Here is an 18,949-nt window from a genome sequence, read left to right on the forward strand (position 1 = left end):
TGAAAATAGTTTGAAAACCTAGTGGGCGGTGTCGGTCAGCTCGACCTTGACCCAGCTCATCAGGTCGCGCAGCTGCGCGCCGGTCTTTTCAATCTGGTGGTCGGCGAACTCCTGGCGCAGGCCCTCCAGCTCCTTGTTGCCGCCCTCGACGTTGGCGATCAGGCGCTTGGTAAAGGTTCCATCCTGGATATCGGACAGGATTTCGCGCATGCGCTGCTTGGCACCCTCGTCGATGACGCGCGGGCCGGACAGGTAGCCGCCGAACTCCGCGGTATCAGAGACCGAGTAGTTCATGTTGGCGATGCCGCCCTCGAACATCAGGTCCACGATGAGCTTCATCTCGTGCAGGACCTCGAAGTAGGCCATCTCCGGCTCATAGCCGGCCTCCACTAGGACCTCGAAGCCGGTCTTGATGAGGAACTCCGCGCCGCCGCACAGGACGGCCTGCTCGCCGAAGAGGTCGGTGACGGTTTCGGCCTCGAAGGTGGTCGGGATGACGCCGGCACGGGCACCACCGATGGCGGCCGCGTACGACAGGGCCAGATCCTGGCCGTTGCCCTTCGGGTCCTGCTCGACGGCGATCAGGCAGGGAACGCCCTTACCGTCCAGGAACTGGCGGCGCACCAGATGGCCCGGGCCCTTCGGGGCGACCATTCCGACGGTGATGTTGTCGGCCGGCTCGATCAGGTGGAAGTGGATGTTCAGGCCGTGGCCGAAGAAGAGGGCGTCGCCGTCCTGCAGGTGCGGCGCGATCTGGTTGTCGTAGATTTCCTTCTGGGAGGTATCCGGCGCCAGCAGCATGACCAGGTCGGCCCACTCGGCGGCCTCGGCGACGGAGGTGACCCGGAAGCCGGCCTCCTCGGCCTTTTCGGCGGACTTGCTGCCGTCGCGCAGGCCGATGGTGACCTCGACGCCGGACTCGCGCAGGTTCTGGGCGTGGGCATGGCCCTGGGAGCCGTAGCCGATGACGGCTACCTTGCGGCCCTGGATGATGGACAGATCTGCGTCGTCGTCGTAAAAGGTCTGGATTGCCATGAGGTATAAACCTACTTTCTTTCCTTAGTATTGGTGGGTGGAAAACGGTGGCCTTAAACGGCCAGGGTGATTATTCGTTTATTTGGGTGGGGCCATCGCCTTGGGGCCGCGCGAGAGCGCCACGTGTCCAGACTGCACTAGCTCGCGCACACCGAACGGTTCCAACACGTCCAGCAAGGCTTGGAGCTTGCCGGGGGTGCCGGTCGCTTCGACGACGACAGACTCGGGAGCCACATCGACCACGCGGGCGCGGAAGATGTTGACCGCGTCGACCACTTGGGGCCGGTTCGCATTGTCAGCCGCAACCTTGACCAGCATGATGGCCCGCGCGACCGAGGAGTCCTCCTCCAGCTCGACGACCTTGATGACCGGAATGAGCTTGTTGAGCTGCTTGGTGATCTGCTCAATCACAATCTCGTTGGCATCCGCCACGATGGTCAGACGGTTAATGCCTTCGGTCTCCGTGCGCGCCGAGACGAAAGAGATAATGGAATATCCGCGACGGGTAAACATCCCCGCCACGCGGGAGATGATCCCCTCCCCGTCTTGGACGAGCACCGACAGCGTGTGCCGGGTGACATCGGTTGCTGCCATGGTTAGCTCTCCTCTCCGGTCGCGTCCAAGTCCTTGCTGGACTCTTCCGCGAACAGGGGCCGCAGCCCCTGGGCGTACTGAATTTCCTCGTTCGATGCCCCGCCGCCGACCATCGGCCAGACCTGGGCGTCCTCGCCGACGATGAAGTCGATGACGACTGGGCGGTCGTTGATAGCGCGGGCCCGCTCGATGGCCGGGGCGACTTCCTCCTCGCAGGTCACGCGAATGGCCTCGCAGCCCAGCGCCTGAGACAGCTGCACGAAGTCCGGCAGAAAGGTGGCTGCCTCGCGCAGCTTGGTGTGCGAGTAGTTGCCGTTGAAAAACAGCGTCTGCCACTGGCGCACCATGCCGAGGTTGCCGTTATTGATGACCGCCACCTTGATGGGAAAGCCCTCGATAGCCGCGGTCGTCAGCTCCTGGTTAGTCATCTGGAAGCAGCCGTCGCCGTCGATGGCCCAGACCTCGCGGTCCGGGTTGGCGGCCTTGGCGCCCAGCGCGGCGGGCACCGCATAGCCCATCGTCCCGGCGCCGCCGGAGTTGATCCAGCTGCGCGGGCGCTCGAAGTCGACGAACTGCGCGGCCCACATCTGGTGCTGGCCCACCCCGGAGCAATAGATGGCCTCCGAGCCGGCCAGCTTGCTCAGCTGCTCCAACACGAACTGCGGGTTGAGCAGGCCGTCCGTGGTCGGCTCCCACCCGCGCGGGTAGCGCTCGCACAGGTCGTCCAGGTAAGCCCGCCAGCGGTCCAGCTCGGGCAGCTGGGGCTGGGGCGGGCCCTGGAACCCCCGCTGCAGCTGGTGGAGGACCTCGCGGGCATCGCCCACGATGGGGATATCCACCTCCCGGTTCTTCCCAATCTCGGCCGGGTCCACGTCCGCATGGATAACACGGGCCCCAGGCGCGAACGATGCCGTATCGCCCGTCACCCGGTCATCGAACCGGGCGCCGATGGCGATCAGCAGGTCGGAGCGCTGCATGGCCGCGACCGCCGGCACCGTGCCGTGCATGCCAGGCATGCCCAGGTGCTGCGGGTGCGACTCCGGGAACGCGCCCAGCGCCATCAGCGTGGTCACCACGGGGATGCCGGTGAACTCGGCGAATTCCCGCAGCTCCTTTTCGGCGTTGGCCTTGATGACCCCGCCGCCGATGTAGAGCACCGGCTTGCGGGAAGCAGCTATCAGCTCGACCGCCTGGTTGATCTGGCGCGCGTGCGGACGCGTGACCGGCTTGTAGCCGGGCAGCTCCAGGCGCGTCGGGGCGGTGTAGTCCAGCGTGCCGTTTTGCACGTCCTTCGGGATGTCGACCAGCACGGGGCCCGGTCGACCCGTCGACGCCAAGTGGAAGGCGGCGGCGATAGCTCCGGGGATTTCCTCGGGCGTGGCGACGATGAAGTTGTGCTTGGTGATCGGCATCGTGATGCCGCGGATATCCGCCTCCTGGAAGGCGTCGGTGCCCAACAGGTTGGATCCGACCTGGCCGGTGATGGCGACGACCGGCACGGAGTCCAGCATGGCGTCGGCCAGCGGGGTGACCAGGTTGGTCGCGCCCGGGCCGGAGGTAGCGATGCACACCCCTACCTGCCCGGAGGCCTGGGCGAAGCCCTCGGCCGCATGCCCGGCGCCTTGCTCGTGCCGGGTGAGCACGTGGCGCAGGCGTGCCGAGTGGGCCAGCGCGTCGTACAACGGGAGCACAGCGCCACCCGGGATGCCGAAGACCAGCTCAGTTCCGAGATCCTCTAGCGTGCGGACAATAGCCTGGGCTCCGGTGAGCCTCTCACGAACAGGAGTGCCGGTTCGGGCTGCCACGGAAGCGGGCGTGGGAGTGGGTGAAGCTGCCACGGTAGATTCGCTCCTTCGAACTATGCGTTGTCTGTCGTTGTTCTTAGTGGTTGTTGTGGGTTTTTCATGTCGGCTACCACCTCCTGGGTGCGAGGCGATGATCATTGCCGGCCCGGGTCTGCCGATACGACAAAGCCCCCGGCGGGAACCTGCCTCTGGTGGTTCCGCGTCGAGGGCGCTTGACGTATACGACAACAGTTAGCCGCTACGGCGAGCGCCGCTCGGGTGCGAGTACTAGCTGAAGTCGAATAATGATCATGACCTGCATCATACACAGCCGGATTTTCGCCACAACCCCTTTACCCCTAGCCGGGGTTATCTCATTGCCTGAAATTAAAACCGCATATTTGACCATACAATGAAACGTGTGGGGAGTTTTCGCACGCTAACCCCCGTCCACTAGCATGGATAGCCATGAGCACACCGCAGCGCCGACCCTCCCGCACCAACCGCCCGGCCCGCCCGGAGACGCCGAATAAAAATCGCGCCCGTACGGCCCCTAAATCCCCGGCCGGGCAAACCACGGTCTTTCGGCCCGAGCGCACCAACCTGCTCGCCATCGTCCTGCTCACCGCCATCGCGGTACTTATCATCTCCTGGAAGCCGTTGGTTTTGGGCTGGCTGCTCATCATCCCCGCGCTGGCTTTCTGGTGGGTGCTGCGGGCGCGCACGACGGTGAGTGAGGACGGCATCGCCATCCGCTACGGCTTCCGCGGGGACGTCCGCCTGCCGTGGGGGGACTTCGCGGGCATCGGATTCAAGTGGGCCCACGCCTTCGCCGCCACCCGACAGGGCAAGAAATTCAACCTTCCGGGGGTAACCTTTAATTCACTCCCCGACCTGGCGCGGGCCTCCCGCGGGCGCATCCCGGACGCGCTCAGCGCAGGTAAAAAGGCCGCCGACGACAAGGTCGTGGTCATCCACCGCGACGGGCAGCAGGTTCTCATGTCCAAGGAAGAGTATGCTGCCTACCAAGCCACCGAGGGCGACTCGGCCACCCATACCGACTCGAACCCCGACTAGGCGCGCGGCCACCTCATCCGCGCTGGCGGTACGGCTCTGCCTCTTCTTTCCTGATATCCCCGTGTGCCTGTAGAAAGGTCAAGGCTTTAGACCCCCATGTACCCGCTGCGCTCAAAAACCACCACCGTTGGCCGGCAAGCCGCCGGAGCCCGCGCGCTCTGGCGCGCGACCGGTACCGGTGAAAACGACTTCGGCAAGCCCATTGTAGCCATCGCCAACTCCTTCACCCAGTTCGTTCCCGGCCACGTGCACCTGAAAAACGTCGGTGACATCGTCGCCGAGTCCGTGCGCGCCGCCGGAGGCGTGCCCAAGGAATTCAACACCATCGCCGTTGACGACGGCATCGCCATGGGCCACTCCGGCATGCTCTACTCGCTGCCCAGCCGCGAGATCATCTCCGACTCCATCGAGTACATGGTCAACGCGCACACCGCCGACGCCCTAGTCTGCATCTCCAACTGCGACAAGATCACCCCGGGCATGCTCAACGCCGCGCTGCGCCTGAACATCCCCACCATCTTCGTCTCCGGCGGGCCAATGGAGGCCGGCAAGGCCGTGGTCGTCGACGGCGTGGCCCACCAGCCCACCGATCTCATCACCGCGATCACGGCCTCGGCCTCCGACGCGGTTTCCGATGCCGCCCTGACCACCGTCGAAGAATCCGCCTGCCCCACCTGTGGTTCCTGCTCCGGCATGTTCACGGCCAACTCCATGAACTGCCTGACCGAGGCCCTGGGCCTGGCCCTGCCCGGCAACGGCACCACCCTGGCCACCCACGCCCAGCGCCGGCGTCTGTTCGAGCAGGCCGGCGAGACAATCGTCGAGCTGTGCCAGCGCTACTACGGTCAGGAAGACGACCGGATGCTGCCGCGGAGCATCGCTAGCAAGGCCGCGTTCACCAACGCCCTGGCGCTGGACATGGCCATGGGCGGGTCCACCAACACGATCCTCCACACGCTGGCGGCCGCCCAGGAGGGCGACGTCGACTTCGACCTGCGCGACATCGAGGCCATCTCCGACCGCGTGCCCTGCCTATCCAAGGTCGCGCCGAACGGCGTGTGGCACATCGAGGACGTCCACCGTGCCGGCGGCATCCCCGCCATCCTGGGCGAGCTGCGCCGCGCCGGCCACCTCGACACCTCCGTGCACACCGTCTGCTACGACGACGCCAACCAGTGGCTCGACGACTGGGACATCCGCGGCGGGGCCCATATCCCGGCCGCCGAGGAACTGTTCTACGCCGCGCCCGGCGGGGTGCGCACGACCGAGCCGTTTTCCACGTCGAACCGCTGGTCCTCGCTGGATACCGATCAAAAGGACGGCTGCATCCACTCCGCCGAGCACGCCTACTCCGCCGACGGCGGACTCGTAGTCCTGCGCGGCAACCTGGCCCCCGACGGAGCCGTCATCAAGGCCGCCGGCGTCGAAGAGGAGCTGTGGACCTTCAGCGGCCCGGCCCGCGTGGTCGAATCCCAGGAGCAGGCCGTTTCCGCCATCCTCAACAAAGAGGTACAGGCCGGGGAGGTCCTGGTCATCCGCTACGAAGGCCCCGCCGGCGGCCCCGGCATGCAGGAGATGCTCCACCCGACGTCCTTCCTCAAGGGCGCCGGGCTGGGAAAGAAGTGCGCGCTGATCACCGACGGGCGCTTCTCCGGCGGCACCTCGGGGCTGTCCATTGGGCACATCTCGCCGGAGGCCGCGCACGGCGGGCTCATCGGGCTCATCGAAAACGGCGACACCATCCACATCGACGTGCGCGCCCGCCGCCTGGAGCTGGCAGTCGCCGACGACCAGCTGGCCCGCCGCCACGCCGCCCAGCTGGAGCGCGAGCACCCGTTCACCCCGGTGGACCGCAACCGGCCGGTGACCAAGGCGCTGCGCGCGTACGCCGCCCTAGCGACCTCCGCCGACCGCGGCGCCGTGCGCGTCGTGGACGGCCACGTCCACTAGGCCACGTCGATCGCCCCGAGGCGCGGACAAGTGGCCTAAACTCTCCGGGGTGACTACCCAACGCCGCGTCCCGCCGCTTCTGGCCTACCTGCTCATCGCCGCCGGTCTACTCGGCGGCGTGGGCAAAATGATCGCCCATACCCTGATCACCGACTTCCCCGTCGACATGATCATCTACCGCGAGGGGGTCAAGGCCTTCCTGTCCGGCGGCGAGGTCTATTCGGAGCCCATGTACGCCGGCGATATCGCGCTGCCATTTATCTACCCGCCCTTCGGCGCGCTAATGATGGTGCCGCTAGCCGCCTTCGACTGGATGAGCGATGACCTGGCCGGCGACATCATGATCGTGCTGTCCGATCTGCTGTTGCTCGCGTGTCTCTTTTTCGTCGCCCGCTCCATCCTGCCGGCGATGACGCGCCGCAACTTCCTGGCGGTCGTCTGCTTGGTCTGGGCCGTTCTGCTGGGCTTCGAGCCGGTCGAGCTCAACAACGGCTTCGCGCAGGTGAACATGGTCGTCATGACCTTGGTGGTTTTCGACCTCGTGCCGCGCAAGCGCTACCTGCCGCAGGGCTGGCTCATCGGGGTGGCGGCCGCCATTAAGCTGACCCCGGCCGCCATGCTGCTGTATTTCCTCGTCCGCAAGGAAGCCAAGCCAATTATCACCGCCGCCGTCTCCGGCGTCATCGCGACCGCCCTGGCCGCGGCGGTGCGCTGGGACGTCTTCGTGGAGTTCTTCTTCGGCAAAATGCTGGCCATGGGGTCTGGCGATGATTTCGGCGTCGGCACCGCCTACCAATCCAACAGCTCGTGGAAGGGCGTGCTCGAGCGCGCGTTCAGCTCCGCCGAGGCCGCCGAGGCCCACAGCACGCTCATCAACGTGGCGTGGCTTATCGGGGTCCTAGTCATCGTCGGGGCTGGCGCCTGGCTCATGCGTGGCCTCTTCCGCCGCGGCCTGGACATCGATGCCGCCCTCACCGCCGCCGTCGTCATGCTTCTCATCTCACCGGTTTCCTGGTCGCACCACTGGGTCTGGCTGGCGCTCATCTTGCCAGTGCTGACTTACCGCGCGTGGTCGTGGCGGCACCAGACCTGGGTCGCCGGCAGCCTCATCGCCGTGGTGGCCGCCTGGGCCTTCCTTTTGCTGACTGTGCCACCCAAGTGGTGGTTCGGCGACGACATCGACGTCTACGGGCTCAACTCCATGCAGAAGTTCCTCGTCAGTGACTTCGTGTGGCTCATTGTCATCGCGGGCGCCCTGTACGCCTACTGCGCGCTGAAGCAGTCGCGGCGGGAGTTGTCCACAGAATCCCACCCTCGGGGGCTTCTTTCTGCCTAAATTTGCCTGACGATGCCTACTTGGGCACATTGCTCCATTTTTCGGCCTTTGGGCAGGTGGCGCCACGAAAACGGCCGTATTCGGCCTGTGGATGGTTGGCGCAAGACGGTTATAGCGCCCCGAGTTATCCACAGATCCGTATTTCGGCCCTTGTCGGGGTGGTCAGCCGCTTCTAGCGTGTGAGGCATGACAGCAACGACAGCCTTGGACACTGTAAAAGCAGCGCACGCCATCTTCGCGGACGGGATCCAGTATTTGGACCTGTGCCGCCAGCTCAGCCTGCCTAGCTTGAAGGCGGTCATGTCCGACGTTGCCGCCACCGCGCACTGTCGTGCCTGCCACACCTTCTTCGGGACGAAGCGTGTCAAGTTGTTTGTGTGTGAGGTTAGGTTTATAGGTACTTATCGAAGCGGTCGGGGTAGGCCACGGCCATTTGGTTAATGGCTTGTTTCCAGCCGGAAACTCGGGCTCCTTCCATGAGTCTGCCGGCTGTTGCTGAGACTCGTTTGCCCTGCTTCGCCCTCTTGGCGGCTCGTTTGTCTTCGATATTACAGATCATCAACCACAGCGTCTTCATCGCTGATTCATCGTTGGTGAACTGCACCCTGTTGCGGGTAGCTTTACGCAGTTCATTGTTGAATGATTCAATCGAATTCGTCGTATAGATAACCTTTCTGGCCGCTGGTGGGAACTGCAGAAACGGTACGAAACGCGCCCAAGCATCTCGCCAGACCTTGACTGAGCGTGGATACTTTTCTCCCAATTCAGAGGCTTCAAATTCGTCTAAAGCAACCTTAGCTGTGGGTTCATCCGCGGCGGTGTAAATCTTTTTCAACGCCGCCGATACGCCCCGGCGATCCCCGTAGGCTACCCACCGGTTAGCGGCACGAATCAGGTGCACGATACAGGTTTGCACCATCGAGTTCGGCCACGTTGCCTCCACTGCCTCTGGCAGGCCTTTCAGCCCGTCACAACAGACGATAAAGACGTCCTTGACCCCACGATTGGAAAGATTGGCGCATACCTGCGCCCAGAATGAAGCGCCTTCTTCTTTGGCGATCCACAATCCTAAAATGTGCTTGATACCGTCAAGATCCACACCGATTGCCATATACGCGGACTTGTTGACTACCCGGCCACCGTCGCGGACTTTAATACGTAGTGCATCGAGAAAAATGACCGGGTAGAACTCGTCTAACTGGCGGTTTTGCCAGACCATGACCTCATCCAAGACGGCGTCAGTAACCGCAGAAACCGTCTCATGAGAGATATCAACCCGCATGGCAGTTGCCATATGGTGCTGGATGTCCCTAATGGTCATCCCACCGGCATACAAGCTGACGATCATGTCATCGACGTCGGTCAGTCTCCTCGAGCCTTTAGGGACCATAGTCGGCAAGAATGTGCCCGCTCGATCTCTCGGGATATCAACGGTGACTGGCCCGTAGTGAGAATCCACGGTCTTTGAATACGACCCGTTGCGGTGATTGTCTGTCCCAGCAGCAGCTTTGCCGCTCCTGTCGCCAGACTCATAGCCAAGGTGGGCATCCATCTCAGCGTTGAGTCCCCTAGTAATCGAGGCCTGCAACATGCCCCGAACCAGGTCGTTGGCATCCGTTGTCGACGTGCCTAGGTCATCAATGAGTTTCGCGATTTCAGGGTTAGCAAGCAGCTTCTTTTCAATCGCATCAATTTTGGCCTTATCAGCCGGATCTCGTCGTGCCACAGTTGTCATTCTGGTCCATCTCCTCATGCAGGTTGGGAACCCACACACAAACCATCAGACACTCTCTCGGGACGACATCCTTTACGAAAAAGCAAGCCGCCGCCCGGAAAGCCGCCGCCGAATCCGGACACCACCTCGACACCCTCTTAGTGCTGGACAACGCCTTCCGCCGAGTACGCAACCAGGCCGACGCCTGGGCCATGCTCATCGAGTTGTGCAACACCCCCGGCACCACCACACAACTGCGCCGCCTAGCCAACCAAAAAGTCTTGGAGCTCAACCGCCCGACCCCACCCACCGAAGGCGTACGCGTGACCCGCCGCAAGGACGGGCCCAGTACTTTCTCCATTACCGGGGACCCGCAGCTGATAGAAAACCTCTGGGCATCAATTAAAACCATCCCCGACGTCGAAGCCTTGTTCAGCGGCGGCCTCGAAAAACAACCCAAAACCACCCACGTGGTCATCTCCCTACCCGACTGGGTACGCATCCTTACCGGCGACGGCGACGAGATCACCCTGCAGCTCAGCAACGGCACCACCATGACCGGAGCCGACTACATCCGCCAATGCCTACTCGATGCCGGCCTAGCCACCCTGGTGGACCCGAGGCGCGGGCCGGTCAACCAATACCGCTACCAACGGCACGCCTCGCCCAAGCAAAAAGACATGGCCAAAGCCGAAACCACCCGGTGCGCCTGGCCGAACTGCCGCAAACCAGCCGACGAGTGCCAAGTCCACCACATCCACCCCTGGGCAGACGGCGGTGAAACCAACCAAGAAAACCTCACCCTGTTGTGCGAGTTCCACAACTCCTGGAACGACGACGACCCGGCCTACCCCAGACACGGCAGGATCACCCGAAGACACGGCACAGTCACCTGGGACCCACCCTGGAGCAACAGGCCCTAACGGCCAACGGCTCACGGCCAACGGCTGACACGGGGGTCAGCCGCGAGAGGCCGCCACAAGGAACAAGGCCAGCCGAACCCCACGACTGCCTAAACACGCGAAAAGGCGCCACGGAAACCACTCCGTAGCGCCCACTCGGCGTGCCTATTCGGCGTGCGTTTAGGCTAGTTCAGCGGGTTTAGCCCTGCGCCGAACCACCAGATGGCCCCCAGGGCGACCAAGCCCAGAACGATGAAGACCCACGAGGACGCCAGCGGACGACGCGCCCACGAGCGGCCGAAGTCCAGCGAGATAACGCCCGGGCCGGTGAACTGAACACCCAGAGCGATAACGAACAACACGACCGACAGCCACACCGATTCCGGCCAGTTAAAGACGTTGAGCCCGCCCCCAGAAACAGCGAGGGCGTGCAGAGCGGTAAAGCCGGTGACGACGGTTGCTAGCATCGCGGCGACTGGCGACAACAGGCCCAAGACCAGGAAGGCGCCAGCGACCAACTGCGCGACCGGGACGCCAACGCCCAGTATGTCGGCCCACGGGTAGCCGGCGAACTGCTCGGTGACCTCGCTCAGACCGGCGGAATCGCCCAGCTGCAGCAGCGGGCGCAGGCCCGCCAGGATGAGGTAGACACCCAAGCCGAGGCGGACCAGCAGCAGGCCGAAGTCAATGGTGCCGCGCTTGGCAGAGGCGGCGGTTTCGGAAGCCTCGGGGGCCTCGGCCACGTCGGGAGCATAGGAGGCATCGGTGGTGCCGGCGTAGAGGGGCTGTCCGTCGGGAGCGTACTGCTCGCTGGCCGGGACCTGGGCGGTCGCGGCGTAGTCCGGCTCATTCGGATCCAGCGCCATGGTCTCCTGCGGCGTGGCGGCCGGCTGGTACCGGGTGGCGGGCTCGTCGGCGCGACGCTCGGCGAAGTCGCGATCGGCATAGGCCTCAGACTCGCGGGAGTCGCGGGAGCCGCGAGGATCGCGTGCCCCGCGGTCGAGCTGGACGGTCGGGTCCGCCGCGGAAGCCGGTGCGGCGGCCGGCGCACCGGAGGCGCTAAAGGTGGTGGTCTCGGCCTCGTTGCCTGCCGCCGAGACCCCAGCGGCGTCCTCTGTCTCCGGCTCGGCGGCGGCAGCGCGCGGCTCGATGTTCTGCGGCTGGGCGCGGCCGGCGCGCTCGAAGAGGGAGCTCCACTTCGGCGCGGGCTTGCCCGGGGCGCCGGCCTGGACGGACTCGGCCATCTCGCCCGGCTTGGCGGCCTGGCCGAACTCGGTGGTCTCCGGGGCATCGTCTCGCTTTAGGGGACGCGCGGTGCCCTGGCCGGAAGACTGGGAGGGCCCAGTGTAGGTTGGAACGTCGTCAAAGTCATCGCCTAGGTCACGGGCGTTATCTGGCTTGTTGTTCTGGGTCATAACTGCCAACTTAGGCCAGCTGAGCGTCCGCGCGGACCACCTCCCTCGGCGCGCCGCGACATCGTGTGCAAATCGAGACCCTCCCACCTTTGTTGACGCGTCACGCTTGTGGGTACACTAGGGTCATTAGCCAAGACCTAGGAGGAACCATGACCGACAAGGACCAAGACTGGGCCGGCGACCCGCACAACGCCTCCTCGGACGGCGAATTCGTCCGCGACACCAACTACATCACCGACCGCTTTGTCGCTGGACTCACCGAGCGCCACAACAACAACGACGACGGCACCGTCAGCTGGCCAATGGCCGCCGATCACTACCGTCTCATCGCCGCCCGCGCCTGCCCCTGGGCGCACCGCTCCGTCATCACTCGCCGCCTGGTGGGCCTGGAGGGCACCCTTTCTCTGGGACTGGCCGGCCCAACCCACGACGTGCGCTCCTGGACCTTCGACCTGGATCCCGACGGCGTCGACCCGGTCCTGCGCATCCCTCGCCTGGAGGACGCCTACTTCGCCCGCTTCCCCGATTACCCGCGCGGGATCACGGTGCCGGCCATCGTGGAGGTGGCCAGTGGTAAGGTCGTGACGAACGACTACAACTCCATCGTGCGCGATTTCATCACCGAGTGGACCGACTACCACCGCGCCGGCGCTCCTAACCTCTACCCCGCCGCGCACGCCGCCGAAATCGACGAGCTCAACGATTACATCTTCCGCAACATCAACAACGGCGTCTACCGCTGCGGTTTCGCCGGCAGCCAGGAGGCCTACGAAAGGGCCTATGCGGACCTCTGGGAGGCCCTCGACTGGGTCGAAGAGCGCTTGGGCCAGCAGCGCTACCTGGTCGGCGAGCACGTCACCGAGACCGATATCCGCCTCTTCGTCACGCTTGTGCGCTTCGATCCGGTCTACTACTCCCACTTCAAGTGTTCCCGCCACAAGACCTCCGAACTGCCGAACATCCGGGGCTACCTGCAGGAGCTCTTCCAGATCCCGGGCTTCGGCGACACCACCGACTTCACCGAAATCAAGCAGCACTATTTCATCGTGCACAAGGAAGTAAACCCCACCCAGGTCGTCTCGGTCGGTCCGGACATGTCCTGGCTGGCCCAGCCGCACGACCGCGACCGCTTCGGCGGCAGCCCCTTCGCCGAGGGCACCACGCTGCCCGGCGCCCTACCGAAGGGCGAGGAGCTCAAGAACCCAGAGCCCTTCCAGGAAGAGCTCTTCGGCTAAGCCGCGCTAGGCAACGAGCCCCTCCCCGGCGGCGCGCACGACGGAGTCCGTAAGCTCCTCAAGCACCTCGGATTCAAGCCGCCAGCGCTGCCAGTACAGATCGACGTCCAGCGGGTCACCGTCGAGCAGCACCACCTGCCCGCTGTCGAGCAATGGCCGCGCCTGGGCCTCGGCCACCAGACCCCAGCCCAGGCCCGCGCGGACCGCCTCGACGTAGCCCTCCGCCGATGGGATCTCCGAGATATTGGCCCGGATAACATGCGAGTCGATGAAGCGCTCCTGCATAGCATCGTCGAGCACCTGGTCGTGCGGGCCGTACATCACCACCGGCATCTGCGTCCACGACATGCCCTCCGCCGTCCGATGCCGCCGCGCCAGCCCCGGCGCCGCCACCGCCACCAGCCTCTGCTTGCCCAGATACGTCGACTCGCAGCCGCTGACCGGCAGCTCCTCGCGGGTTACCGCGCCGAGGACGTCGCCGCGCCTCAGCATCGCCAGCGTGCGGGCCTCGTCCTCGATAAGCAGGCGCAACGATGCATTGCCCCCGTCAGCCACGTCCTCCAACACTGGGCGGAACCAGGTCGCCAGGGAGTCGGCATTGACGGCCACGGACAGGGGCACGCGCGCCAGTCGTTTTTGCAGGCGGGCGTTGGTCTCGGCCTGGACGAGGGCCATGCGGCGGGCGGCTTGGACGAGGACTTCGCCGGCATCGGTAGCCATCACGGGAGTCGAGCGGCGCAGCAGGACGCGGCCAGTGCTGGTCTCCAGGGCCTTGACGCGTTGGCTGACGGCGGAGGGTGATACCCCTAACACTCGGGCGGCGCCGTCGAAGCTGCCTTCGTCCACAATTGCCAGCATGGTTTCCAGATGAAGCGGGTTCATGAAGCATAGCTTAACTAGATTTAGTCTAATTAACTAGACTTCACTTGGTCCCAGCGGCACACTAAAGGTATGTCGATCATCGTAGCTGGTTTCGCCCTGGGTATCTCCCTCATCGTCGCCATCGGACCCCAGAATGCCCTCCTTCTGAAACAGGGCATCCGCCGCCACGCTATCGGCGTAGTGATCGCTACCTGCGCGGCCAGCGACATCATAATGATCCTCGGCGGCACCGCCGGCGTCGGCTTCTTGGTCGACCGATTCCCTTGGGTGCTGACCATCCTCAAATACACGGGCGCGGCCTACCTAGCCTATTTCACGTTCCTGTGCTTCCGCGACGCCCTCACCCCCGACGGCAAGGCCCTGGACGCCGGCGCGACACCCAACAAGACCGAGGAGATCGAATCCTTCGGCCAGTCCCCCGATTCCCGCGGCGGCGTGACCACAGTGGCACCGAAGACCCGCCGCGTCATCCGCCGCAAGATGCAGGAAAAGACCTGGCTCAAGCCCGCCCTGGCCGCCGTGGCCATCTGCTGGCTTAACCCGGCCGCCTACGTCGACGTGCTGGTCATGCTGGGCGGGGTGGCCAACCAGTACGGCCCCGACGACCGCTGGCTCTTCGCCGCCGGCGCCATCTGCGCTAGCCTGGTCTGGTTCCCCACCATCGGCTACGGCGCGGCCAAGTTCTCCGACTTTCTGGCGCAATCGAAGGTCTGGCGGGTCATTAACTTCGCCATCGGTTGCATCATGATTGGCCTGACCATCAAGCTCCTGATGCACTAAAAGCCCCGCCGGAGAGTACGTCTCCGCGGGGCCAATAGGTCATCAAGCTAGTTCTTCTGCTCGCTAGCAGAAGCGTCGGTGCCGGTGGTCTCGACATCGTCGGCCTCGGGGTCTCCGGAGGCGCCGGTTTCCTCGATCCACTGCTTGATTTCTTCCTCGGAGCGGCCTTCCTCAACGTTGTCGCGCTCGGTGTAGTAACTGACGTCGTTGCGGTTTTTGTCGTAGTCCTTAAGGTCGAAGTCGACTTCATCGTCGCTGTCAAGGTCGCCCGTGACCTCCTCGACGATGTCGTTGTAGAGCTCCTCATGCTCCAGGTTGGAGTCGACCAGCTGCTGGCCGATCTCGTCGTCGTAGCGAGCGGCGTCGTATTCCTTATCCGGATGCAGCTTCAAGTGCAGCAGGGCGCGGATGCGCTCGCGGCGCACCCCCTCGTCCTTGATCTGGGACTGGCTGCGGAACCAGGCGAAGACCAGGATGGCCACCATGACGATGCCCATGTAGCCGATGACCGGGTAGACGTAGTTCATCAGGGTCTTGAAGCCGGCAAACGAGACCGCGAAGCCGGCCAGGCAGCCCGCGACGAAGATGACGCGGTAGCGGCCCTCGTGGCCCGCGGACAGGCGCTTACCCAGCGCGTAGAACATGCCGATGGCGGTGTTGAAAATCATCAGGTAGATGATGACGGCCATGATGCCGCCCAGCACGGAGCCCATCTCGTCGACGAGCATGAGCATCGGGATGTCGGAGTCGCCGATCTTGTCGGCGTTCATCAGCAGGGAGAAGCCCGCCATGCCCATCATGATGAAGTAGATGACGCCGCCGATAATGCCACCCATGCCGGCCTCGCGCGGGCTGATGTTGTCGCCGCCGATGACCAGGGACATGGACACGGCCAGCATGAGTGCTAGGCCGTTGTAGTTGAGGGCGGAAACCAGCCAGTTGCCGATGGGTGAATCGATCTGGGCGGAGTGTTCCATGGCCAAGCTGACGTTATCGGGCATGTTAAAAAGCGTGTAGATGAAAACCAAGATGACCGCGATGATGATGGTCGGGGTCAGCATGCCGATGACTTTGGATACCTTGTCGACGTCCAACATGCCGCAGACCAACACGAGGACAAGCATCAGCAGGGAGCCGACCCAGGCCGGCCAGCCGAACTGCTGCTCCATGTTAGAGCCGGCTCCGGCGAGCATCACGAAGCCGATAGCGAACAGCGTGATGACCACGGCGATGTCCAGCAGCTTGGAGACAATCGGGTGGGTCACGCGGCGGAAGACGGTGTTGTGCTCCGAGGCGTGGAAGTAGCTACCCAGCTGCAAGAAGACGGTGCCGGCCAGCGTCATGATGATGCCGGCGATGATGATGCCCCACACGCCGTTGGTGCCGAAGGAGGTGAAGTATTGCACAATCTCCTGGCCCGTCGCGAAGCCGGCGCCAACCAGCAGGCCGACGAAGGCCAAGGCGATGCTCATTGATTTGGTAATAGACACAACTTTCCTAGTTCTGCTAGACAATGATCAAGTCTCAAGCGCGCACAGTCGGCTAGGGGCCCGGCCGAAAAGCCGGCGGGGCCGGTCAGCCTGTGCCCGCCGCGGCCCGAGGGAGCAAGCATGTAGCTCAACCTATGGCGCAGCGAAGTGGCGCGCGCTGTCAATTAAAAGCATAACGCACCAGCACCAACCAACCCGTGTGCGGTGCAGCCAGTTCACCCCTACCTGTGAGAAACCTAACGTTTAGCAGGGCCTTTCGGCAGGAAAGGTCGCCAAATACTCCACAGACCCGCGGATACCTTTTGATAACATCCGCGAGTCCTGGCAGACCGCTGTGTGGTCTAGTTGAGCTTTTCCGCAATCAACTTGTTGACCTGGCCTGGGTCGGCCTTACCCTGCGTGGCCTTCATGACCGCGCCCACGATGGCGCCGGTGACCTTCTTGTTGCCGGCGCGGTACTTCTCCACGATGTCCGGGTTGGCTGCTAGGGCGTCGTCGACGGCCTTCTCGATGGCGCCGTCGTCACGGACGACCTCGAGACCGCGCGCGGCGACGACCTCATCGACGTCACCCTCGCCGGCCAGCACGCCGTCGACGGCCTGGCGGGCCAGCTTGGTGGTCAGCTTACCCTCGGCCACTAGGGCACACACGCGGGCGACCTGCTGCGGGGTAATCGACAGCTCGGCTAGCGCCAGGCCGGCCTCGTTGGCCTTGCCGGAGAGGTAGGCGACCCACCAGGAGCGGGCATCGGAAGCCGGCGCGCCGGCCTCGACGGTGTCCACGATGAGGTCGAGGGCGCCGGCGTTGACTAGGTCGCGCATCTCCTCGTCCTTCAGTCCCCACTCCTTCTGGATGCGGGCGCGGCGAACCCACGGCAGCTCCGGCAGCGTGGCGCGGATTTCCTCAACCCATTCGCGCGGGGCGATGACAGGCGGCAGGTCCGGGTCGTTGAAGTAGCGGTAGTCCTCGGCGGTCTCCTTGGGGCGGCCCTTAGAGGTGGTGCCGTCGGCCTCCTGGTAGTGGCGGGTCTCTTGGACGATCTCGCCCCCGTCCTCGATGACCTGGGCCTGGCGTTGCATCTCGAAGCGCACTGCCTGCTCGACGGACTTCAGGGAGTTGATGTTCTTAGTCTCGGTGCGGGTGCCGAACTCCTCCTGGCCGATGGGGCGCAGGGACAGGTTGGAGTCCACGCGCATGGAGCCCTGGTCCATGCGGGCATCGGAAACCCCCAGGGCGGCCACCAGGTCGCGCAGGGCGGAGACGTAGGCCCTGGCGACCTCGGGGGCGCGCTCGCCGGCGCCGATGATCGGCTTGGTGACGATCTCAATCAGCGGGATGCCGGCGCGGTTGCAGTCCACCAGGGACTTCGTCGCGCCGTGGATGCGTCCGTCGGCGCCGCCCAGGTGGGTCAGCTTGCCGGTGTCTTCCTCCATGTGGGCGCGCTCGATCTCCACGCGCCACTCGGTGCCGTCCTCGAGCTGGACGTCCAGGTAGCCGTCGTAAGCGATGGGCTCGTCGTACTGGGAGATCTGGTAGTTCTTCGGCTGGTCCGGGTAGAAGTAGTTCTTCCGGGCGAACCGGGAGGACTCCGCGATAGAGCAGTTCAGCGCCAGCCCAATCTTGATGGCCCATTCCACGCCCTTGGCGTTAACGACCGGCAGCGCGCCCGGCAGCCCCAGGGACACCGGGTCCACGTTGCTGTTCGGGGCGGCGCTGAAATTGGTGGCCGAGGTGGAAAACATCTTGGTTTCGGTATCCAACTCGACATGCACTTCCATGCCCATGACGGGTTCAAACTTTTCCAAGACCTCATCGAAGTCCATCAGGTCATACATCGCAGCAGTCATGCGAGCCATCTTAGTACGTTATTTTTCTTCGCCGGCAACTGGTCTTTTTTGCCTATGCTGGGGCGCATGGATACCCCGAATAGCGTAGCCGCCGACCTTGTCAACGCCCCGTTGGTCAACGTCGTCTATTGCCGCACCTTACCCACCGAGAAAGAATTAGCCGCAGCCGTGCACGACACCTTCGGCGACCGGCTCAGCCCGCTGAAACCCGGCCCCTCGCCGGAACTGCAGGTGGCCCAGGCTCACGACTGTGCCATTTCCTTCAAACTTGTCGATGCCGCCCCGGCTCTCAGCGAGGTCGAGCCCCACCCGGAGCTCAACGACGGCGCGGTCGATGTGGCCAGCGCCGCCAGCTACCTGCTGGTCACGGTATTCCCCGAAAACGCCCACCTCGAGCGCGGCACGAAGTACCGGGAGGACCGACTACGCCAGCTCAACATGCTGTCGGTCGCCACGCTGGCCGCGCTCAAGGCCCCGGGGGCACTGGCGGCCTTGGTGCCGCGGGCCGGGGTGACCATTAGCGCACCGCGCTTTATCCAGCTGGCCGACAGCGGCGAGCTGGCGATGACGGCCGCGGGCGTCTGGGTACGCCCCTCCGAGGATGCTGACCACTGGTATGCCTACTCCGTCGGGCTTATCCAGGCCGGGCACCCGGAGGTCCAGATCCGGAACGCGCCCGGGGATCCCAACGACTTCTACGCGGTGCTGCGCGGGCTCGTTTCCTATGTCCTAGACGGCAACACCGTCCGCGCGGGCGACTCCCTGACTATCGCCGAGGACCGGCCGGCCATCACCGTTGCCGAGGACAGCTGGGTGGTTGACCCGCAGCTGCCGGCGCTGCGCCTGGACGTCGCGTAGGCGCTGCCCTGCCGCCGGCTTACCGCCTGCCCCCGTCGGCACGGCCGGGG

Annotated in this window: 15 protein-coding genes; 7 read left to right on the plus strand and 8 right to left on the minus strand. The window is 64.4% G+C overall.

Features of this window, described 5'->3' with window-relative positions:
- Nucleotides 1–18: 18 nt before the first annotated feature.
- The 3 genes from ilvC to QQS52_RS00265 all read right to left on the minus strand — a co-directional run bounded on the left by ilvC (nt 19) and on the right by QQS52_RS00265 (nt 3,467).
- On the minus strand, nt 19–1,035 hold the full coding sequence (ilvC, locus tag QQS52_RS00255) for a ketol-acid reductoisomerase (protein WP_472772036.1): 1,017 nt from the start codon (nt 1,033–1,035) through the stop codon (nt 19–21).
- Between the two features lie 78 nt (nt 1,036–1,113).
- Nucleotides 1,114–1,629: an acetolactate synthase small subunit gene (ilvN, locus tag QQS52_RS00260; RefSeq protein WP_070769661.1), complete on the minus strand. Its 516-nt coding sequence runs from the start codon at nt 1,627–1,629 to the stop codon at nt 1,114–1,116.
- 2 nt (nt 1,630–1,631) lie between these two features.
- Nucleotides 1,632–3,467 carry an acetolactate synthase large subunit gene (locus QQS52_RS00265; protein WP_472772037.1) on the minus strand — a complete coding sequence of 612 codons (1,836 nt, stop codon included), beginning with the start codon at nt 3,465–3,467 and terminating at the stop codon, nt 1,632–1,634.
- Nucleotides 3,468–3,881: 414 nt separating this feature from the next.
- Between QQS52_RS00265 and QQS52_RS00270 the strand changes: the two genes are divergently transcribed.
- From QQS52_RS00270 to QQS52_RS00280, 3 genes are all read left to right on the plus strand, one after another.
- Nucleotides 3,882–4,490: a PH domain-containing protein gene (locus tag QQS52_RS00270; RefSeq protein ID WP_472772038.1), complete on the plus strand. Its 609-nt coding sequence runs from the start codon at nt 3,882–3,884 to the stop codon at nt 4,488–4,490.
- 96 nt (nt 4,491–4,586) lie between these two features.
- Entirely contained in the window at nt 4,587–6,440 is a 1,854-nt protein-coding gene (ilvD, locus tag QQS52_RS00275) for a dihydroxy-acid dehydratase (RefSeq protein WP_472772039.1), read from the plus strand.
- 49 nt (nt 6,441–6,489) lie between these two features.
- Complete coding sequence (locus QQS52_RS00280) at nt 6,490–7,776, plus strand: glycosyltransferase family 87 protein (protein ID WP_472772040.1); 1,287 nt, start codon at nt 6,490–6,492, stop codon at nt 7,774–7,776.
- A gap of 391 nt (nt 7,777–8,167) precedes the next feature.
- Here the strand turns inward: QQS52_RS00280 and QQS52_RS00285 are convergent, their stop codons facing one another.
- A complete protein-coding gene (locus tag QQS52_RS00285) occupies nt 8,168–9,511 on the minus strand; it encodes an IS256 family transposase (protein ID WP_472772041.1) in 1,344 nt (447 codons plus the stop codon).
- 23 nt (nt 9,512–9,534) lie between these two features.
- On the opposite strand from QQS52_RS00285, the gene QQS52_RS00290 reads away from it, so the two are divergent.
- A complete protein-coding gene (locus QQS52_RS00290; RefSeq protein ID WP_472772042.1) occupies nt 9,535–10,413 on the plus strand; it encodes an HNH endonuclease signature motif containing protein in 879 nt (292 codons plus the stop codon).
- Nucleotides 10,414–10,577: 164 nt separating this feature from the next.
- Here QQS52_RS00290 and QQS52_RS00295 read toward each other — a convergent pair whose 3' ends face one another.
- The gene (locus QQS52_RS00295; RefSeq protein WP_472772043.1) at nt 10,578–11,807 is read right to left on the minus strand and encodes a DoxX family protein; all 1,230 of its coding nucleotides are present in this window, start codon (nt 11,805–11,807) and stop codon (nt 10,578–10,580) included.
- Nucleotides 11,808–11,956: 149 nt separating this feature from the next.
- Here QQS52_RS00295 and QQS52_RS00300 point away from each other — a divergent pair, with 149 nt between their 5' ends.
- A complete protein-coding gene (locus QQS52_RS00300) occupies nt 11,957–13,042 on the plus strand; it encodes a glutathione S-transferase C-terminal domain-containing protein (protein WP_472772044.1) in 1,086 nt (361 codons plus the stop codon).
- 6 nt (nt 13,043–13,048) lie between these two features.
- Here QQS52_RS00300 and QQS52_RS00305 read toward each other — a convergent pair whose 3' ends face one another.
- Entirely contained in the window at nt 13,049–13,924 is an 876-nt protein-coding gene (locus tag QQS52_RS00305) for a LysR family transcriptional regulator ArgP (RefSeq protein ID WP_472772045.1), read from the minus strand.
- Nucleotides 13,925–13,993: 69 nt separating this feature from the next.
- Between QQS52_RS00305 and QQS52_RS00310 the strand changes: the two genes are divergently transcribed.
- Nucleotides 13,994–14,704 carry a LysE/ArgO family amino acid transporter gene (locus tag QQS52_RS00310; protein WP_472772046.1) on the plus strand — a complete coding sequence of 237 codons (711 nt, stop codon included), beginning with the start codon at nt 13,994–13,996 and terminating at the stop codon, nt 14,702–14,704.
- Between the two features lie 47 nt (nt 14,705–14,751).
- Here the strand turns inward: QQS52_RS00310 and QQS52_RS00315 are convergent, their stop codons facing one another.
- Nucleotides 14,752–16,176 (minus strand): YkvI family membrane protein, encoded by a 1,425-nt coding sequence (locus QQS52_RS00315; RefSeq protein WP_472772047.1) that lies wholly within the window; start codon nt 16,174–16,176, stop codon nt 14,752–14,754.
- A gap of 359 nt (nt 16,177–16,535) precedes the next feature.
- Nucleotides 16,536–18,041 carry an Asp-tRNA(Asn)/Glu-tRNA(Gln) amidotransferase subunit GatB gene (gene gatB / locus QQS52_RS00320; RefSeq protein ID WP_472772048.1) on the minus strand — a complete coding sequence of 502 codons (1,506 nt, stop codon included), beginning with the start codon at nt 18,039–18,041 and terminating at the stop codon, nt 16,536–16,538.
- Nucleotides 18,042–18,107: 66 nt separating this feature from the next.
- Here gatB and QQS52_RS00325 point away from each other — a divergent pair, with 66 nt between their 5' ends.
- Entirely contained in the window at nt 18,108–18,899 is a 792-nt protein-coding gene (locus QQS52_RS00325; RefSeq protein ID WP_472772049.1) for a DUF4261 domain-containing protein, read from the plus strand.
- Nucleotides 18,900–18,949: the final 50 nt, after the last annotated feature.

Source organism: Corynebacterium sp. 1103A (assembly GCF_055700955.1).

What these genes read in the sequence shown, in the direction of transcription:
- ilvC (WP_472772036.1), bottom strand. Translation starts at nt 1,035, where the DNA reads ATGGCAATCCAGACCTTTTACGACGACGACGCAGATCTGTCCATCATC.
- ilvN (WP_070769661.1), bottom strand. Translation starts at nt 1,629, where the DNA reads ATGGCAGCAACCGATGTCACCCGGCACACGCTGTCGGTGCTCGTCCAA.
- QQS52_RS00270 (WP_472772038.1), top strand. Translation starts at nt 3,882, where the DNA reads ATGAGCACACCGCAGCGCCGACCCTCCCGCACCAACCGCCCGGCCCGC.
- ilvD (WP_472772039.1), top strand. Translation starts at nt 4,587, where the DNA reads ATGTACCCGCTGCGCTCAAAAACCACCACCGTTGGCCGGCAAGCCGCC.
- QQS52_RS00285 (WP_472772041.1), bottom strand. Translation starts at nt 9,511, where the DNA reads ATGACAACTGTGGCACGACGAGATCCGGCTGATAAGGCCAAAATTGAT.
- QQS52_RS00295 (WP_472772043.1), bottom strand. Translation starts at nt 11,807, where the DNA reads ATGACCCAGAACAACAAGCCAGATAACGCCCGTGACCTAGGCGATGAC.
- QQS52_RS00300 (WP_472772044.1), top strand. Translation starts at nt 11,957, where the DNA reads ATGACCGACAAGGACCAAGACTGGGCCGGCGACCCGCACAACGCCTCC.
- QQS52_RS00305 (WP_472772045.1), bottom strand. Translation starts at nt 13,924, where the DNA reads ATGAACCCGCTTCATCTGGAAACCATGCTGGCAATTGTGGACGAAGGC.
- QQS52_RS00310 (WP_472772046.1), top strand. Translation starts at nt 13,994, where the DNA reads ATGTCGATCATCGTAGCTGGTTTCGCCCTGGGTATCTCCCTCATCGTC.
- QQS52_RS00315 (WP_472772047.1), bottom strand. Translation starts at nt 16,176, where the DNA reads ATGAGCATCGCCTTGGCCTTCGTCGGCCTGCTGGTTGGCGCCGGCTTC.
- gatB (WP_472772048.1), bottom strand. Translation starts at nt 18,041, where the DNA reads ATGACTGCTGCGATGTATGACCTGATGGACTTCGATGAGGTCTTGGAA.
- QQS52_RS00325 (WP_472772049.1), top strand. Translation starts at nt 18,108, where the DNA reads ATGGATACCCCGAATAGCGTAGCCGCCGACCTTGTCAACGCCCCGTTG.